The following is a 16,162-nucleotide window of genomic DNA, read 5'->3' as shown; positions in this document are numbered from 1 at the left end:
AGTATTAAACCATCTTATATTGTTGCGGTGCGCTTTTTTGTGTGAGGTCTGGGGTTATTTGGATTCCGTATTAAGTAAGTGACGTTGCTTTTAGTGGCACGATGGTGACCTGGCAATTCAAACCCTACCAAACAAAAAACCCATTAAAACAATGTTCTAATGGGTTTTTTATTTCGCTATTTGGTGGAGCTGGGGGGATTTGAACCCCCGTCCGGAAAGCGTCGACCTTCGGTCCTACATGCTTAGTATCGTCTATTGGTTAACCTTTAAATCTCGGACGAACACGATAAGTAAAGGCGAGGCCGCTTAGTTTTAGCCCTTCAACCCCGGCCAGGGTTTCCGTAGCGATCTTGTGTAGGGTGACACTCCAGAACCAGAACCACAAGCATTTCTTGGAGGAGTGCTAGCGGGCTATTATGCCGCTAGAGCGTAGTTATCGTCGTTTGCGATTACTTTAAATACGGCTTTTTTACGAGGCCAGCCGCACCTCGACATGCACCTTAGGCTTCATGAATCCCGTCGAATCCTAATCAGCCCCTGAATACTTTCATTCAGTAAGTAACGCCAGTATAGCGCGTAAGTAGGTAGTTACTCAAGGCCCTTTTTTGGATAACTTTTTATATATGAGATAGTTGGATGATTATTGAACAAATCACATTTACAATCGTTTATAATTTGTATGCTTTTATGGTGATATATTACTTAACATCGGTGCGTTGATGTGCTCAAATGGCTTATGTTACGTTGTCAATAACAAAATGGACTTGTTTTTGTAGGAATAGAGATAAATGTCGTTGTTTCGTTTTGATAAAGATATGGGTGCGGTGTATTTACTTTCTCACCCAGCAGAATCGGGCTTTCCTGCCAGCGCTTCACAGCTGGTTGAACTGCTTGAACAATCTGATTTTGCAGACTTTGATATCATACATGCAAACATTGGTAAATTATTCACAAGCAAAGATACTGATAACGAATCGCTAGTAATTGCTATGGCCGTTGGTGGTGAAATAACCATTCGAGTTGATGAAAATAATATGATGGCAGAAGCCACGATTGTTACGGCTCGCGGTGGTAACATCGTATCAATGGATATGGCTGAAAAAGCGTTAAAAGACGCAGGAGTGAAACACGGCGTTAACAAAACAGTGTTAGAACAGTTTTTAGCGCAACAATTTGAACAGCCTCCTGGTGAAGTATACAGCACGATTGTTGCACACGGGCGTCGTGCAAAAAATGGCGAAGATGCCAAATTTGTTCGCTTGTGTATGACAGCGCAGGACAGAATACTTGCCCCACAGCGAAAAGATGGCGGTAAGGTTGATATGCGTGATTTAGGGGCGATTATTACGGTTAAACCCGGTGCGCCGCTGATGAAACGTATTCCGCCAACAAAAGGCGAAACCGGTTATACGGTATTTGGAGACGTTTTAGAGCCAAAACCGGGCCGCGACTTTGATCTCCAAGTGCTTGAAGGCACTAAACTTGACCCAAATGATCCCAATGTACTTGTTGCAGACGCTAAAGGCGTGCCTGTAGCTGTGCCAAGAGGTATGCGTGTTGATGACGTATTGTGCTACAACAATGTAGATGTTAGCACCGGTCACATTGAGTTCGATGGCAGTGTGATTGTGAGCGGCGATGTAAAAGAAGGTATGCGTATAAAAGCAACCGGAGATGTCACCGTGATAGGCTTTGTTGAATGTGCTTTTGTTGAAAGTGCAGGGGCGGTGACTATCATGCAAGGCGCAATTGGACGTAAACGCTCGGATAACGATGAATTTTCTTGCAGTGTTAAAGCAGCAAGAACGATTTCTATTGGTTATGCGCAGTATAGCCATATCGAAACTCAGCAAGACCTATTTGTTGAGCGCCAAGCTTTACACTGCGACTTATCAGCCGGGCGCTTAATTAGAGTGGGTAAGGGTGATACACCTCGCGGTAAGCTAATTGGTGGTAAAGTTTTAAATGCACTACGAATTGAAACTGGTGAATTAGGTGCACCGTCTGGTACACGTACTCGAATCGCTATTGCGCAAAACTGGTTTGAGTTAAAAGAAAAGCAAAAAGAGTTTAAAAGCTTTGAAAAGCGCCTAACCGAAAAGGTAATGGAGTTATCAAAGGCCAAAGCTAAAGCGAATAAATCGCCCCAATCTACAAAGCGTGATGCGTTTTTGAAAAAACTCGAAGAGAGTGAAAAGCAACTAAACCTGCATTATCAACGCAATCAACGCAATATTAAAATAATTCAGCAAAAGTTATCAAGATTACTGCATACTTGCCGTGTAAAGGTTAATGAGCTTATGCACCCTGGTATAGAAGTGACCATTGCTAAAGATTCTAAGCAATTTACGCGTATCTACCCACCGCACTCGGTCAAGTTAGACGAAGGAAAGATCACGCAGCAATTTAATGCGCAGTGATTTTAAGCGCATTTTACTGGATACACTAAGCTGATAGTAACGCATTATTACAATGCTCTATTCATAATTTTCGAGTTCTCAGAATAATTCTTCTAAAGCGACCCTAGTTGGTCGTTTTTTTATTTTTAAGTCTCATTTTGTTCATTATTTGGTCATTTATGATTTTTAGACTAAATTTATGAGTAAAGGTTGACACCGGTGTCACGGTTGTGAGTTAATACAGTGACACCGGTGTCAGGTTGGGGTGAGAGACAACCTGATAGCGTACCTTTGAACGGGTAAATCAAAATGTGCTCAGTGCAAAGATTGGAGTGGAGTCTTTGATCGCGCTGAGCCTTTTTCCTCTAACCTATATAGAGAACGAGTCGAATATATGTTGCATCCACGAGTAAAAGAAGTCACCGAACGTGTTATTGAACGCAGTCAGCAAACACGTCAAGCCTATTTAGACCGCATTAACAAAGCTAAAAAACAAACGCGAGTTAGAGCAGGCCTTGGATGCGGCAACATTGCCCACGTTATGGCTGCGTGCTCAAGCGACGACAAAGCTCGCTTAAAAGCAGATGAGCAACCAAACTTAGCAATTATCAATGCATACAACGATATGTTGTCTGCTCACGTACCTTACAAAGAATACCCAGATTTAATTAAGCAAATTGCGCAAAAATATGATGCTACAGCACAAGTAGCAGGTGGTGTACCTGCAATGTGTGATGGTGTTACACAAGGGCGAGATGGTATGGAGCTATCACTGTTCTCGCGTGACGTTATTGCTATGTCAACCGCAGTTGCGTTGTCACATGATGTGTTTGATGGCGTATTTTGTTTAGGTGTGTGCGACAAAATCGTCCCAGGATTACTAATTGGTGCTTTATCGTTTGGCCATTTACCAATCTATTTCTTACCAGCTGGGCCAATGCAATCAGGTATTCCTAATAAAGAAAAAGCGCGTGTTCGCCAAAAGTTTGCACAAGGCTTAGTAAGCCGTGAAGAGCTGCTAGAGGCCGAAAGCGCATCGTATCACAGTGCCGGCACGTGTACTTTTTATGGTACCGCCAACTCCAACCAAATGTTGATGGAAATTATGGGCCTACACTTACCTGGTAGCTCATTTATCAACCCTTACACAGAGTTACGTGACGGCCTAACAGGTAATGCTGTAGAGCGTATGTTACAGCAGCTTATTGATAGCAAAGATGCTAACTGTTTGGCTGAAGTGGTAAGCGAAAAAACCGTTATAAATGGTTTGGTTGGCCTATTAGCAACAGGTGGCTCTACTAACCATGCTATTCACTTGGTCGCGATGGCAAAAGCTGCTGGCGTTCAAATTACTTGGAAAGACATGGCAGACTTGTCTGAAGTAGTGCCGCTGCTTACGCGCATTTACCCAAATGGTTCTGCTGATGTAAACCACTTTCAAGCTGCAGGCGGTATGGGTTTCTTAATGCGTGAACTTAGAGACGCAGGTTATCTACACAACGATGTTAAAACTATCGTAGGTGAAGGGCTTGATGCCTACACTCACGAGCCTGTGCTTGCAAATGATGCCAGTGTGATCATGACGGACAGTCAAGGTCCAAGCAAAGTTAAGTGGGTTCCTTGTCCAGAAAATTCATTGGATGAAGAGGTGCTTCGTCCTGTAAGTAATCCATTTAGTAAACAAGGTGGTTTACAGCTGCTAACTGGTAACTTAGGTAAAGCCGTTATCAAGGTATCGGCTGTACAAGAGCAGCACCGTGTGGTGGTTGCGCCTGCAAAAGTATTTAGCTCACAAAGCCAGTTACAAGACGCGTTTGCCAATGGCGAATTAAACCAAGACTTTATTGCCGTTCTGAAAGAGCAAGGCCCTAAAGCCAAAGGGATGCCAGAGCTACATAAGCTAACGCCAGTCATGGCAACATTACAAGATCAGGGCTTTAAAGTTGCCATTGTGACTGACGGACGTATGTCTGGTGCATCAGGTAAAGTGCCTGCGGCCATTCACTTGGCCCCAGAGGCTGTTGAAGGCGGCATCATTGCTAAAATTCAAGATGGCGACTTAATCACCCTAGATGCGCCAGCGGGTGTATTAAAAGTGCATGTGTCTGATGAAGAGTTGGCAAACCGTGAAGCACAATTAACACAACCAGAGATGACTTACGGCACAGGTCGAGAGTTGTTTGCTGGATTTAGAAATATTGTAAGCAGTGCAGATATGGGCGCGAGCGCCTTTGGCATTGAAGAATAATAAGTGCATTGGGAATGAGGAAGGTTATGAGCATAGAAAAGATTTTATCATCGGCACCCGTGGTTCCTGTTGTTGTTATCGACAACTTAGAAGATGCCGCGCCGCTTGCACAAGCGCTCTATAACGGTGGCTTAAAAGCACTAGAGATCACATTGCGTACACCAATTGCAGCGCAAGCGGTAAAAATTATGAAAGAAACCGTGCCGGATGCTTATGTTGGCACAGGTACTGTGGTGGATAGAGCGACTTTTGAAGCCTCTGTTGCAGCGGGCGCAGACTTTATGGTTAGCCCGGGTGTAAACGATGAGCTATTAGCGCTGGCTAAAGAGTCTGATATTCCGTTTTTACCCGGTGCAGCAACACCGAGCGAAGTGATGAAGCTTGCATCAGCAGGCTTTAAATATTTGAAGTTTTTTCCAGCAGAAGCCGCCGGTGGCGCGCCAATGCTTAAGTCAATTGGTGGTCCACTACCACATATCACCTTTTGTCCAACTGGGGGGATCACCCTAGAAAGCGCGCCTAAGTATTTGGCGCTTAATAATGTAATTTGTGTTGGCGGCACCTGGATGTTAGATAAACAGCTTATCGCTAACAAAGACTGGCAAGCCATTGAAGCGCTTGCAAAACAAGCAAGTGAAGTTAAATAATCAAGGGGAATCGCAGCATGATCAACATCGCAATTAATGGCTATGGCCGTATCGGCCGCAATGTTTTACGAGCGCTTTACGAGTCAGGCCAAAACGAACAAATTAAAGTTGTTGCTATTAACGATTTAGCACCAGCAAACGTCAATGCACATCTAACACAATTTGACTCTGTGCATGGTCGCTTTAATCAAACTGTTAGCTTGCACGACAATACATTGGTTGTCGGTAGTGACGAAATTACCCTAACGCAAGAGCGCGACCCTGCGAACTTGCCTTGGAAAGCACTGAACGTTGATATCGTGCTTGAATGCACGGGGTTATTCACCTCACGTGAAGCGGCTGCTAAGCACATCGAAGCGGGTGCCAAAAAAGTAATCGTATCAGCACCGGGTACTGATATGGATGCCACGGTTGTACATGGCGTAAACAGTGAAGTATTAAACGCGCAAAGCAATATCATTTCTAATGCTTCATGTACTACAAACTGTTTAGCACCTGTAGCTAAAGCACTGAATGATACTATTGGTATTGAGCAAGGTAGCATGACGACAATTCATGCTTATACGAACGACCAAAACTTGTGCGATGTTTATCATAAAGATTTATACCGCGCACGTAGTGCCACGCAATCTATGATCCCAACTAAAACTGGCGCTGCAAAGGCGGTTGGTTTGGTGCTGCCAGAGCTTGCAGGAAAACTAGACGGTATGGCGGTACGTGTACCGACGGTCAACGTATCATTAGTTGATTTAACATTTATTGCTAAGCGCGAGACAACAACTGAAGAAGTGAACCAAGTTGTTAAAGCTGCATCGGAAGGTGCAATGGCGGGTATTCTTGAGTACAACGAGCTACCACTTGTTTCAATCGACTTTAACCATAATCCAGCGTCTTCAGTGTTTGACGCATCGCAAACCAAAGCGGATGGCAAATTGGTTAAAGTCATGGCATGGTACGACAACGAATGGGGCTTCTCAAATCGTATGATTGACCAAGTAAAAGTATTAGGTCAGTTCTTATAATTTGAAATAATAATTACACATAAAAAAAGCCGTTTTAAAACGGCTTTTTTTATTTTTAAAGCGTCACAAGGTTAGTCTTGAGCAGGCTCTTGTGTTTCTTCAGTTTTTGGTGGCAAAGGCCAGCCGCCTAGTTCTTGCCATCTATTGACAATGTAACAAAACAACTCTGCGGTGCGCTCAGTGTCATAAAGGGCTGAGTGAGCTTGGCTATTGTCAAACTCAATCCCTGCCGTACGACAGGCCTTGGCTAAGACGGTTTGGCCCAAAGCTAATCCTGCCAGTGATGTGGTATCAAAACTGACGAAAGGGTGAAAGGGGGTTCTTTTTATATTGTTGCGCTCAATAGCCGCATTTAAAAAGCCATGGTCGAATGCGGCATTATGTGCAACAACGACAGAGCGAGAGCAGCCAGCCGCTTTTTGCGCCTTTCTAACCATTTTACATATTTCTTTTATGGCATCGCCTTCTGCAACAGCCCCTCTAAGCGGTGAAAAAGGGTCTATACCGTTGAACTCAATGGCAGATTGCTCAATATTGGCACCTGCAAAAGGCTCAATGTGAAAATGTAAGGTTTGATCTAAACTGAATACCCCCTCATCATCTACTTTTAAAGTGGTAACCGCGATTTCTAATAAAGCATCGGTATCTTTATTAAAGCCTGCGGTTTCTACGTCGATAACTACAGGAAAGAAGCCACGAAAACGTTGTGAGTATAGAGTTTGCTCTTGATCTGCCATAATCTTATTGGTTGCTAAATTTGAACCGCACATTATACAAGGTGTGTGCAAATATGCGAACCAGAGTTTAGGTAAATTAATGCTGTTTAGGCATAGTTATTGCAGTATTTTGAGGTGGTAGTGTCGCCATGACAAGAATTTGGCAAGCGGAGTAGAACGGTGAAAGTTAGGTTAAGTATTTTAGGGGCAGTAGTTTTGTTCGCAGTGGCAGGGCAGTCACATGCGGCAATGCGCCAATATAGTGCTGATGCAGATACTTCCCATTGGGTAGTAGAGAAAAATGCGCGACTAGAGTGTAGCTTAAACCACGAGGTGCCTTATTATGGTGAAGCCATATTTAGCGTTATTGCCAGCAAAAATAAAGATCTAACGTTTAATCTTGATATGGTTGCACGACCAGAAACCTATGCGTTTGCCGGCCTACAATCTGTGCCGCCAGCGTGGCGAGCAGGCGTGCCCACCCGCGATATTGGTCGTATGCAGCTCTTAAAGAAGTTTGACGGTGAGCTGGATAATCGCTTGTCTTGGGAAATGCTCAGTGAGCTAGAAAAAGGTTATTTCCCTACTTTTTACTATAAAGATTGGCAAAATAGTCAAGACAAAATCGCTGTCGCTTTATCATCTGTTAATTTTCAGCAAGCGTATTGGGCATTTTTACAGTGCCGAGATAATTTACTTCCTTTCAGCTTTGAAGATATTTCTTTTACTGTGATGAACTACAAAAAGAATTCAAGTGAGTTAACTAAATCGTCGCGTAAGCGCTTAGATATGATTGGAGAGTATTTAAATAACGATCCTAATATTGAGTCAATTTATATTTCAGCTTACACAGACAGCCATGGTGGGCGTTGGCCGAATATGGAATTATCACGTAAACGAGCTAAGGCCATTAAAGAGTATATGACCGCAAAAGGTGTAGAGTCAGATAGGATCATCACAGAGGGCTTTGGTGAAAAGCGTCATGTGGAGCCAAATAGTAACGCGATTGGTCGCCAACGTAACCGCCGTGTGATCATTCAAATATCTAAGCCATAAACGGAATATTGGAACGCCGCAGATGAAAGCGGCGTTGTTGTTTTTTATCACTAGATTTTGTTGCGAATAAGATCGCGAACCACAAAGCGGTTGGGGTGAATAGCCTGATGTACACGTTCACTCAATGGTCTAGGTTCGTTGCACAGACTCGATACCAAGTGCGCTATAGTCAAAGGCGCGCTACAAAGCCCACGAGCACCAAATCCTGTTACTACGTACAAGCCTTTATTTGGCTCACTTAATGCCTCAAAACCATAATGTTTGCCTTTACGTAAGTTTGCAAAGGTGCGAGTTAAATCTTGTTGATCAGGTACTTGTCCTAGCATGGGTAAGTGATCGGCAAAGCAGCAGCGCACAGCAGCTTTGGCGCCACTAATTTCTCCTAGGCTTTGAGCAAACGGCGTTTGCCCATAAAACTTATTAAGTTGAGCGCGATTGGTAACATTATCCTGCTCTTTGACCTCACGACTTTTGGTATCTTTGTCAAAGGTTGCCCCCATACAATGCTGACCGTTTTGCGCTGGTGTAAAGTAGCCTTTATGACACAGTACCGTTTTTAGCTCAGAAGACACATCGCCAGCTTGAATGTGAGACACTTGTCCTCTAACCCCCTGCAGCGCAACAGATTGAGTTTGCTCAAATCGGTCGCTGTGTTCACCAGCACAAACAAACACATCGCTAAAAGGGCCAAACACCTGTGTTTGGCTATGCAGCAACCAGCCATCAGGAGAGTGTTCTAAACGTTCAATATCGGTATTAAAATTGGCTTTGGCGCGGCCACTGTCTTGTGCTGCGGCGTATACAGCATCAGTGAGTTGAGCAGGGTTAACCCAGCCAGCTTGCTCTATGAATAACCCGCTGTAGGGTAGTGAGACGCCCGCGACTTCACTGGCTTGCAAAGCGTTTAAAGGCCGAATAAGTGCATCAGGCCATTTCTTTTTGTCGACTAAGTTTTGTTGTTGGGCACTTTTCGATTCGTTGACGGCCTGTAATAGTACGCCACACCATTGGTGCGCAAACTCAAAGCCAAGTGCATGCAGCTGTTCATAAAAGCGTTTGGCATATAAAAAACTATGTGCATATAGCTCGCTAGGTGGCGTGTGATCGGCTTGTAGATTAGGATAAACGGCCCCTTGGCGATTGTGAGACGCACCTTTTGCTAAGGCGTCATCTTGGCAAAACAAAGTGCTTTTTATGCCGCGTTTACTAAGCTGATAGGCCAAACATGCTGAGGCAATACCTCCGCCGATAATAGCAACGTTTGATAATGAGGCGCATGAGGTTTGATAGTATGGCGGCGTACTGGCGTAGCTATTTGCGCAAGGAAGTTGGCCGATGACCATTTCTCTTTTTCGGCCATACCCTTTTACTTTTTTACAATCGAACCCCGCCTGTTGCAAACCTCTGCGAACAAACCCTGCAGCGGTAAAGGTTGCAAAGGTTGCACCGCTGCGGCTTAGATCAGCCATGGCGTTGAAGAGTGATTGCTGCCACATGTCAGGGTTCTTACTCGGCGCAAACCCATCGAGAAACCAAGCATCTATAATGCCTGCTGACTGGCAACTAATACTAGGAATAGAATCATGAACATCACCAAACCATAAGTCTAGCGTGATGTTGCCATTATCGAACTCTAGGCGATGACATCCAGCCAGTGCCATTGGGTACTGTTGACTAAGTTGTTGTGCGTAGTCAGCCAGTGTGGGCCAAGCAGCTAAAGCTGTGCTCAAATCCGCATGACTTATAGGGAACTTTTCAAATGATATGAAGTGCAGTCTTGGTAACGTGTGAGATTGTTTTAGCCGGTCATATTGTTGCCAAGTATTGAGAAAGTTTAGCCCTGTGCCAAAACCAGTTTCGGCGATAACAAAGTGCGGTTGGTCATGGTTGAGTAAGCGTTGTTCGATTTGGTTTTGAGTAAAAAATACGTAATGGGACTCTGCAAGTCCATCATCGTTGGAGAAATAAACATCATCGAAATCATCGGCAACGGGCGTGCCCATTTCGTTAAAGTGGATTTGTGCGTTTTTGATCATATACTGCAACGAAATAACTAGAACATTTACTACATTTTACGTGTTTTATTTGTCTAAGTCCGTTGTATTTTCCGCAAAATTAATTCAGAGTACGTGTGTACGCTGGAAAGCTGACCACTTCATAGGGTATTTCAGCGTAGAATAACCGCAATTAAGTAAAGATTAAGGGAATTTACCCATGAGAAGAGCCGTAATTACGGGGATCGGTGTCGTTTCAAGCATCGGCAACAACAAACAAGAAGTATTAGAGTCTTTAAAAGCTGGCAAAAGCGGTATCGTATTTAATCAAGAATTTGCAGATTATAACCTGCGCAGTAATGTGTCGGGCAACCTTGATATCGATGTAAAACAATTTGTTGATCGTAAAGCACAACGCTTTATGGGTGATGCGGCTGCATTTTCTTATATCTCAATGGCGCAGGCGATTGAAGATTCAGGTTTAACACAAGAACAAGTGTCGAATGAGCGTACCGGTCTTATTGTGGGCTCTGGTGGCGGTTCATCAAAATACCAAGTTGAAGCGGCAGATATTTTACGTGAAAAAGGTGTAAAGCGCGTAGGTCCATATATGGTGCCTCGTACAATGGCCAGTACTACTTCAGCATGTTTAGCAACGCCTTTTAAAATTAAGGGTGTGAACTATTCAATCAGTTCAGCGTGTGCGACGTCTGCGCACTGTATTGGTAATGCTGTTGAGCAAATTCAATTGGGCAAACAAGATGTTATTTTTGCCGGTGGTGGTGAAGAACTACATTGGACTTTGGCAATGGAATTTGACGCGATGGGTGCGTTATCAACTAAGTACAATGAGACGCCAGAGAAGGCGTCGCGTACCTATGACGCGAATCGTGATGGCTTTGTTATTTCTGGCGGTGGCGGTATCGTTGTGGTTGAAGAGCTGGAACACGCTTTAGCGCGCGGTGCACATATTTATGCTGAAATCGTTGGTTACGGTGCGACATCTGACGGTTATGATATGGTTGCACCATCGGGTGAGGGAGCTGTACGTTGCATGCAACAAGCGCTACAAGGCGTTGAAGGGCCTGTTGATTACTTAAATACCCATGGTACCTCAACACCTGTAGGTGACGTAAAAGAATTGGGTGCTATCCAAGAGCTGTTCAAAGATAACTCGCCTGCAATTAGTGCAACCAAAGCAATGACTGGGCATGCATTGGGTGCTGCAGGCGTGCACGAAGCGATTTTCTCTTTGCTAATGCTTGAGAATAACTTTGTTGCGCCTTCAATTAATATTGATGAGCTAGATGAGCAAGCGAAGGGGCTAGACATTGTTAGAGAACGTCGTGACGTTGAGCTTAACACCGTAATGTCTAACAGCTTTGGCTTTGGTGGCACTAACGCCACATTAGTGATGCAAAAATATAAAGGTTAATACGTTTAGTTTTTGCAATGAAAGCCTCGTACTGATACGGGGCTTTTTATTGTCTAATACCAATCCGCAATAACACTTAATCCTTTTGAAGGATTAAACCTGACGACAGCTGCGTTAAAAATTTCTCATTTAGAACAACTAAATAACGAAATTTTTGCCTTGCTATCGACAAGGTTTTCTTGCTTCAAAATAGACCACTTAGTTAAGCGGATTGGTATAAATGAAAGCAAAAAAGCCTCCGAAGAGGCTTTTGTCGCAATTTTTGTCGTTACAACTATCTTGCTTTATGTTTCATTAAACGTTCTTTTTCACGAGACCAATCTTTCTCTTTGGTGTCTGCACGTTTGTCGTGCATTTTTTTACCCTTAGCTAAGTGAAACTCTAATTTTACCCAGCACTTTTTCCAGTACATTGCGGTGGCAATAAGAGAGTATCCTTCACGTTCAGTGGCACCGACTAAGCGATCGATTTCTCGTTTGTTAAGCAAGAGTTTGCGATAACGCATCGGATCACAAATAACGTGTGTAGACGCGCTATTTAACGGTTGGATCTGGCTACCTAGCAGAAAAGCTTCACCGTCTTTGAGATGAATATAAGTATCAGAGATATTTACTTTACCTGCTCGGATACTTTTTACTTCCCAGCCTTGTAATTCAATACCCGCTTCGAATTTATCGTTTAAAAAATACTCATGACGCGCTTTTTTATTGAGCGCGATAGTATTGCTTGTTGATTTAGATGATTTTTTCTTTGCCATAATGGCCTAGTTTACCTAGAAAAGAGATTAGAAAACAGCGCTTTTTTAAATTTACGCTTTATTTTCGCTTAGCACCGTATCACACACAAGATAATTCTTAAAAAGCTTGCTAAAATCGGCGCAAATGAATTGGAGTAACTATGCCACAAATAGAAAAAAGCGCATTGGTGATGTATAGCACCCAAGAAATGTTTGAATTAGTTAATGATGTAGATGCTTACCCGGCTTTTTTGCCGCATTGTTCAGATGCCAAAATTATCCAAGCAAGTGAAGAGGGAATGACGGCGAGTTTGGAAATTTCAAAAGCTGGACTAAAAAAGTGGTTTACGACCAAAAATAGTTTTGATGGTACCACCGTTCATATGCAATTGGTTGATGGACCATTTAAGTCACTCAAAGGGTATTGGCAGTTTACTGAGCTGGATGACCAAGCTTGTAAAGTTAGCTTAAAACTCGAGTTTGAATTTGCCAGTAAACTGATAGAGATGGCGTTTGGCAAAGTATTTAATGAAGTGGCCAAAAGCATGGTTTCAGCCTTTACCCAAAGGGCAAAAATCGTTTATGGAGCCCGATAGTGATAAAAGTAGAAGTTGTTTATGCTGTGCCTCACAAGGCAACATGTGTGCAAGTTGATGTTGCTGAAGGCACCTCAGCTGAACAGGTCGTGATGCAGTCAGGTATTTTGGATAAGTGCCCTGACATTGATGCAACAAAGCTTACGCTCGGTATTTGGAATCGCACCGTTAAGAACCATCAAGTGGTAAAAGAAGGCGATAGAATTGAGATATACCGACCTTTAATAGCAGATCCTAAAGACGCGAGAAGAAGGCGAGCAGAAAAAGCCAAAGAAGAAGGGCGAGCTAATAAGGTGACAGGCGGTCGGCCTTTAAGTTAACCATAAATTTGGCGCATTAAAAAAAGGGCACGAAAGCCCTTTTTTTAATATTGATTTTATTATTGATCAAGTGGGATATTGAATGATTCAGGTTGGTCGAAATCACCACTGATATTTTTCAATTTATCGCCATCAAAGTGTACAGTAAGAGACTTACGTTGTTCTGATTCACGGTCAATATTAAAAACGTAGGCATAGTGCCATTGCTGATCATTAAAAGCGTCTTTGGCGATAGGTGTACCCAACACGAACAATACTTGTTCTCGGGTCATATCGACACGTAGTTTGTCTACATCTGACTGCTCTAAAAAGTTACCTTGTGGCACATTGATGCGATATACCCAACTTGAGCAGCCAGATAGCATCACAGTAATTACAGCAGCACTGAGCCATATGAAAAGGGATTTATTAGACAGCATGTATTTGTGTATCCTTGTTTTGATTTATTTGCATGATACCGATTAAGAGCAGAAGGTAAAGCTTCTTGTCGAACTTCGACCATGCAAGGGGGTAAAAGTTTCTGATGGTGAGTATTTTTAAATGACTAAGCCTAGTGCAGAGCAACCAAACTGGTTTATTTATATTGTTGAAACACGCTTTGGTCATTGGTACACCGGCATTACGACCGATGTAGCGGCTCGATTTGCGGCTCATAAGGCGGGCAAAGGCGCAAAAAATCTGAAGGGAAAAGGGCCGTTGCGATTAGTATTTAGCTATTCAGTTGGTAATAAAAGCCAAGCAAGCAAGCTTGAGTGGCACATCAAAAAGTTACCCAAAGCTAAAAAAGTTCAGCTTGTACAATCTGAAGGGCAACTTAGCAGTGAAACCATAAAGTCATTGATGAATTTAACAACACTCTGATATTTATGAATATCTATACTCTCAAGCGTGTCGTCAACACTGTGATGATTTTTGTCTTCTCCTACTCCAAAATACAAATATGGAATGCCAACCCGATAGAAAGCATAATGATCACTGGCTCTTAACCAATCTATTCGGCCATCACCTATGAGTCTCTTCATTCTGTTAGGGCTTACGATCTTTACACTAAAAGTTTGCTCTTGAAGCATCGTCATGTTTTCAGTAAACGTTTTAGCATTTGCTGATTGCATGACATATAAGGTGTTTTTTTTGCTCGGTGAGAGCATATCTAAATTAATGTTAAGCACATACGCGTTTGTAGCATCTGTTTTATCGGCATAATGCTTTGCCCCATATAGGCCTTTCTCCTCAGCATCGGTAGCCAAAAATGTCACATTATAACGACGCTCGATGTTTCTGAGTTGTTGAGCAAGAGAAAGCAAAGCCACAGTGCCGGAGGCATTATCATTAGCTCCAGCATATACTCGTTTGCCAGTTGCACCTAAATGGTCATAATGCGCCGAAATAACAATGGAGCCATGACAACGCACAGTGTTGCACGGTAGCTTAGCTATTACATTGTGGCCATAGGCGCTGGAAAATAGCCCATCTTTAAAGGTAAAGGTTTGAAATTTTGGTGCTAAACCGAGATCATTGAAGCGCTCAAATATAAACTGAGCGCTAACATTTGGCTGAGGGTTACCGGCTTCTCGCCCGCCATGCTGTGCACTTGTCAACACCCTTAAATCATCATACAGTTGATGAGCGTACGTTTGTGTACAAAGGCACAGCAGTATTAATCCGCTAGTTTTTAGCCACCGCTTGCAACCACTGTAGCTTACCTTGATAGCGTGTGCGGTCATGTTCATAATTTGAATATTCATATGCTTTAGATAAGTAATGCTTAGACAGTTCAATCTCACCTCTTAAATAGTACACTTTAGCCATACCAAAATAGCTATCATGTAGTCGGCTATCAAGCTTTTTCGCTTGGCGAAAATATGCCAGCGCTTCAGAGAGTTTATTCGCACTAATTGCCTCATTGCCTTTTACTATTTGATAGTAAGGGTTGCTTTTTCTTCTGTCGTCTAAGCGCGCTAAGATCTGATCGCCTGCCGCTTCTCTATCAGTCATTTTATAGAGTAAAGCGAGATTACCTAAAACGTTACTATTTTGTGGATTAAGCGCGAGAGCTTGCTTGTACACTTGTTCAGCTTGTTGCTCAAACCCTGTTACTCTAAATACGATACCCAAGTTACCCCACGCTCCAGAGTAATATGGATCTGTATTTATTGCAGCTTTGAAATAGCTATATGCCAAGTCATAGTCTTTATCGATTAGTGCCATTGCACCTTTGTTACTATAAAACATAGACAAGATACGGTTTTTAGTAATGTTAGATACTGGAAAGTCCTGCTCTCGACTATTGGGGTCAAAATCAATCGTAATAGATTTTGGTTTGCTGTATAAAACATGAGCAGCACCTAGGCTGCGATTGGCTTCTGAAACGACCAAATTAACATGGCCTGTTAATAGGCTATAACCTTGTGTTTGATCCCAGTATTCGGGAATATGAACGCGTTGGAACTGCCCGTCAAACCCTAAAAATTCTGACAAACTATATGCAAGAATTGACAGTGACAGGCAATTAGCATTGAGATTGTCAAATGCCTCAGATGCTGTTAGGTTGGCATTTGATTGATAGGCCATTGATGCTTCTCCGTTGTCGACTAAAAACTGCATCAAGGCCTCGGCTTGAGAAAGATGAGGGGGACCGTCGTTAAAGTAGCTTGTGAGCTTAGAGGTAATTTTACTATCGAGACGAAACACATCGTTTTGTGTCTCTACTTTGTGTTGTTTAAAGAATGCGTTATCCGCTAAGCTTTGGTCAACTTGAATATTGCTTTGCGTGCTATTGCACCCCACCAAGAAGAACGTACCCGCGAGCAAAATACTATTCAGTGTATGTTTCATATCCAGCATACAATTACCTCTCATACAGCAAACTCTATTGAGTTTAGACTAGTTTTTCTTTTTATTGTTCGATCTATAGCGTTACAAATTATTTCTAGCGCTAGTTAAGAAGACCTCAGTTAAGAGAGAATAATTTCAATTGGATAGGATAAAAAGTA

15 protein-coding genes and 1 other RNA gene are annotated in these 16,162 nt (G+C 42.9%); 9 read left to right on the top strand and 7 right to left on the bottom strand.

The annotated features are described in order from the left end of the window. Window positions 1-181 precede the first annotated feature (181 nt). Window positions 182-538, bottom strand: a transfer-messenger RNA (tmRNA) gene (gene ssrA / locus GDK41_RS10695). 250 nt (window positions 539-788) lie between these two features. Here ssrA and GDK41_RS10690 point away from each other — a divergent pair. The 4 genes from GDK41_RS10690 (at window position 789) to gap (ending at window position 6,316) form a co-directional block, all read left to right on the top strand. Next, window positions 789-2,420 carry a DUF342 domain-containing protein gene (locus tag GDK41_RS10690; RefSeq protein ID WP_152086399.1) on the top strand — a complete coding sequence of 544 codons (1,632 nt, stop codon included), beginning with the start codon at window positions 789-791 and terminating at the stop codon, window positions 2,418-2,420. 373 nt (window positions 2,421-2,793) lie between these two features. Further along, entirely contained in the window at window positions 2,794-4,647 is a 1,854-nt protein-coding gene (edd, locus tag GDK41_RS10685; protein ID WP_152086398.1) for a phosphogluconate dehydratase, read from the top strand. Between the two features lie 26 nt (window positions 4,648-4,673). Beyond that, window positions 4,674-5,294 carry a bifunctional 4-hydroxy-2-oxoglutarate aldolase/2-dehydro-3-deoxy-phosphogluconate aldolase gene (gene eda / locus GDK41_RS10680; RefSeq protein ID WP_152086397.1) on the top strand — a complete coding sequence of 207 codons (621 nt, stop codon included), beginning with the start codon at window positions 4,674-4,676 and terminating at the stop codon, window positions 5,292-5,294. Between the two features lie 17 nt (window positions 5,295-5,311). Beyond that, the gene (gene gap, locus GDK41_RS10675) at window positions 5,312-6,316 is read left to right on the top strand and encodes a type I glyceraldehyde-3-phosphate dehydrogenase (RefSeq protein WP_152086396.1); all 1,005 of its coding nucleotides are present in this window, start codon (window positions 5,312-5,314) and stop codon (window positions 6,314-6,316) included. Window positions 6,317-6,387: 71 nt separating this feature from the next. Here the strand turns inward: gap and rnt are convergent, their stop codons facing one another. Further along, window positions 6,388-7,053: a ribonuclease T gene (gene rnt / locus GDK41_RS10670; RefSeq protein WP_152086395.1), complete on the bottom strand. Its 666-nt coding sequence runs from the start codon at window positions 7,051-7,053 to the stop codon at window positions 6,388-6,390. Between the two features lie 228 nt (window positions 7,054-7,281). Between rnt and GDK41_RS10665 the strand changes: the two genes are divergently transcribed. Then, a complete protein-coding gene (locus GDK41_RS10665; RefSeq protein ID WP_152087567.1) occupies window positions 7,282-8,088 on the top strand; it encodes a flagellar protein MotY in 807 nt (268 codons plus the stop codon). A 50-nt stretch (window positions 8,089-8,138) separates the two neighbouring features. On the opposite strand, the gene mnmC is transcribed toward GDK41_RS10665, so the two are convergent. Beyond that, window positions 8,139-10,124 carry a bifunctional tRNA (5-methylaminomethyl-2-thiouridine)(34)-methyltransferase MnmD/FAD-dependent 5-carboxymethylaminomethyl-2-thiouridine(34) oxidoreductase MnmC gene (gene mnmC / locus GDK41_RS10660; RefSeq protein WP_152086394.1) on the bottom strand — a complete coding sequence of 662 codons (1,986 nt, stop codon included), beginning with the start codon at window positions 10,122-10,124 and terminating at the stop codon, window positions 8,139-8,141. Between the two features lie 178 nt (window positions 10,125-10,302). Here mnmC and fabB point away from each other — a divergent pair, with 178 nt between their 5' ends. Then, window positions 10,303-11,517 carry a beta-ketoacyl-ACP synthase I gene (gene fabB, locus GDK41_RS10655; protein ID WP_152086393.1) on the top strand — a complete coding sequence of 405 codons (1,215 nt, stop codon included), beginning with the start codon at window positions 10,303-10,305 and terminating at the stop codon, window positions 11,515-11,517. A 274-nt stretch (window positions 11,518-11,791) separates the two neighbouring features. Here fabB and smpB read toward each other — a convergent pair whose 3' ends face one another. Beyond that, the gene (gene smpB, locus GDK41_RS10650; protein WP_070984725.1) at window positions 11,792-12,274 is read right to left on the bottom strand and encodes an SsrA-binding protein SmpB; all 483 of its coding nucleotides are present in this window, start codon (window positions 12,272-12,274) and stop codon (window positions 11,792-11,794) included. A 140-nt stretch (window positions 12,275-12,414) separates the two neighbouring features. On the opposite strand from smpB, the gene GDK41_RS10645 reads away from it, so the two are divergent. Further along, entirely contained in the window at window positions 12,415-12,849 is a 435-nt protein-coding gene (locus GDK41_RS10645) for a type II toxin-antitoxin system RatA family toxin (RefSeq protein WP_152086392.1), read from the top strand. After that, window positions 12,849-13,169, top strand: coding sequence for an RnfH family protein (locus tag GDK41_RS10640; RefSeq protein ID WP_152086391.1), 321 nt, complete (start codon window positions 12,849-12,851; stop codon window positions 13,167-13,169). The genes GDK41_RS10645 and GDK41_RS10640 overlap by 1 nt, the downstream gene beginning before the upstream one ends. Window positions 13,170-13,228: 59 nt before the next feature. Here GDK41_RS10640 and GDK41_RS10635 read toward each other — a convergent pair whose 3' ends face one another. Next, a complete protein-coding gene (locus GDK41_RS10635; protein ID WP_152086390.1) occupies window positions 13,229-13,588 on the bottom strand; it encodes an outer membrane protein assembly factor BamE in 360 nt (119 codons plus the stop codon). Between the two features lie 121 nt (window positions 13,589-13,709). Here GDK41_RS10635 and GDK41_RS10630 point away from each other — a divergent pair, with 121 nt between their 5' ends. Then, window positions 13,710-14,030 carry a GIY-YIG nuclease family protein gene (locus GDK41_RS10630; RefSeq protein ID WP_152086389.1) on the top strand — a complete coding sequence of 107 codons (321 nt, stop codon included), beginning with the start codon at window positions 13,710-13,712 and terminating at the stop codon, window positions 14,028-14,030. Here GDK41_RS10630 and GDK41_RS10625 read toward each other — a convergent pair. After that, window positions 13,958-14,770 (bottom strand): M28 family peptidase, encoded by an 813-nt coding sequence (locus GDK41_RS10625; protein ID WP_232056445.1) that lies wholly within the window; start codon window positions 14,768-14,770, stop codon window positions 13,958-13,960. The two genes, GDK41_RS10630 and GDK41_RS10625, sit on opposite strands and share 73 nt — an antisense overlap. Before the next feature lie 64 nt (window positions 14,771-14,834). Beyond that, window positions 14,835-16,013, bottom strand: coding sequence for a tetratricopeptide repeat protein (locus GDK41_RS10620; RefSeq protein ID WP_232056444.1), 1,179 nt, complete (start codon window positions 16,011-16,013; stop codon window positions 14,835-14,837). Between the last annotated feature and the right edge of the window lie 149 nt (window positions 16,014-16,162).

It is taken from the genome of Pseudoalteromonas sp. A25, from assembly GCF_009176705.1.
In the GTDB taxonomy this organism is placed as follows: Bacteria; Pseudomonadota; Gammaproteobacteria; order Enterobacterales; family Alteromonadaceae; genus Pseudoalteromonas.
Note: the sequence above shows the minus strand (reverse complement) of the source record. Positions and strands in the feature narration are given on the sequence as shown.

Excerpts from the sequence above, each read along its gene's own strand:
- mnmC (WP_152086394.1), bottom strand. The coding sequence starts at position 10,124 with ATGATCAAAAACGCACAAATCCACTTTAACGAAATGGGCACGCCCGTT.
- edd (WP_152086398.1), top strand. The coding sequence starts at position 2,794 with ATGTTGCATCCACGAGTAAAAGAAGTCACCGAACGTGTTATTGAACGC.
- eda (WP_152086397.1), top strand. The coding sequence starts at position 4,674 with ATGAGCATAGAAAAGATTTTATCATCGGCACCCGTGGTTCCTGTTGTT.
- GDK41_RS10665 (WP_152087567.1), top strand. The coding sequence starts at position 7,282 with ATGCGCCAATATAGTGCTGATGCAGATACTTCCCATTGGGTAGTAGAG.
- GDK41_RS10630 (WP_152086389.1), top strand. The coding sequence starts at position 13,710 with ATGACTAAGCCTAGTGCAGAGCAACCAAACTGGTTTATTTATATTGTT.
- GDK41_RS10635 (WP_152086390.1), bottom strand. The coding sequence starts at position 13,588 with ATGCTGTCTAATAAATCCCTTTTCATATGGCTCAGTGCTGCTGTAATT.
- gap (WP_152086396.1), top strand. The coding sequence starts at position 5,312 with ATGATCAACATCGCAATTAATGGCTATGGCCGTATCGGCCGCAATGTT.
- fabB (WP_152086393.1), top strand. The coding sequence starts at position 10,303 with ATGAGAAGAGCCGTAATTACGGGGATCGGTGTCGTTTCAAGCATCGGC.
- smpB (WP_070984725.1), bottom strand. The coding sequence starts at position 12,274 with ATGGCAAAGAAAAAATCATCTAAATCAACAAGCAATACTATCGCGCTC.
- rnt (WP_152086395.1), bottom strand. The coding sequence starts at position 7,053 with ATGGCAGATCAAGAGCAAACTCTATACTCACAACGTTTTCGTGGCTTC.
- GDK41_RS10620 (WP_232056444.1), bottom strand. The coding sequence starts at position 16,013 with ATGCTGGATATGAAACATACACTGAATAGTATTTTGCTCGCGGGTACG.
- GDK41_RS10645 (WP_152086392.1), top strand. The coding sequence starts at position 12,415 with ATGCCACAAATAGAAAAAAGCGCATTGGTGATGTATAGCACCCAAGAA.
- GDK41_RS10690 (WP_152086399.1), top strand. The coding sequence starts at position 789 with ATGTCGTTGTTTCGTTTTGATAAAGATATGGGTGCGGTGTATTTACTT.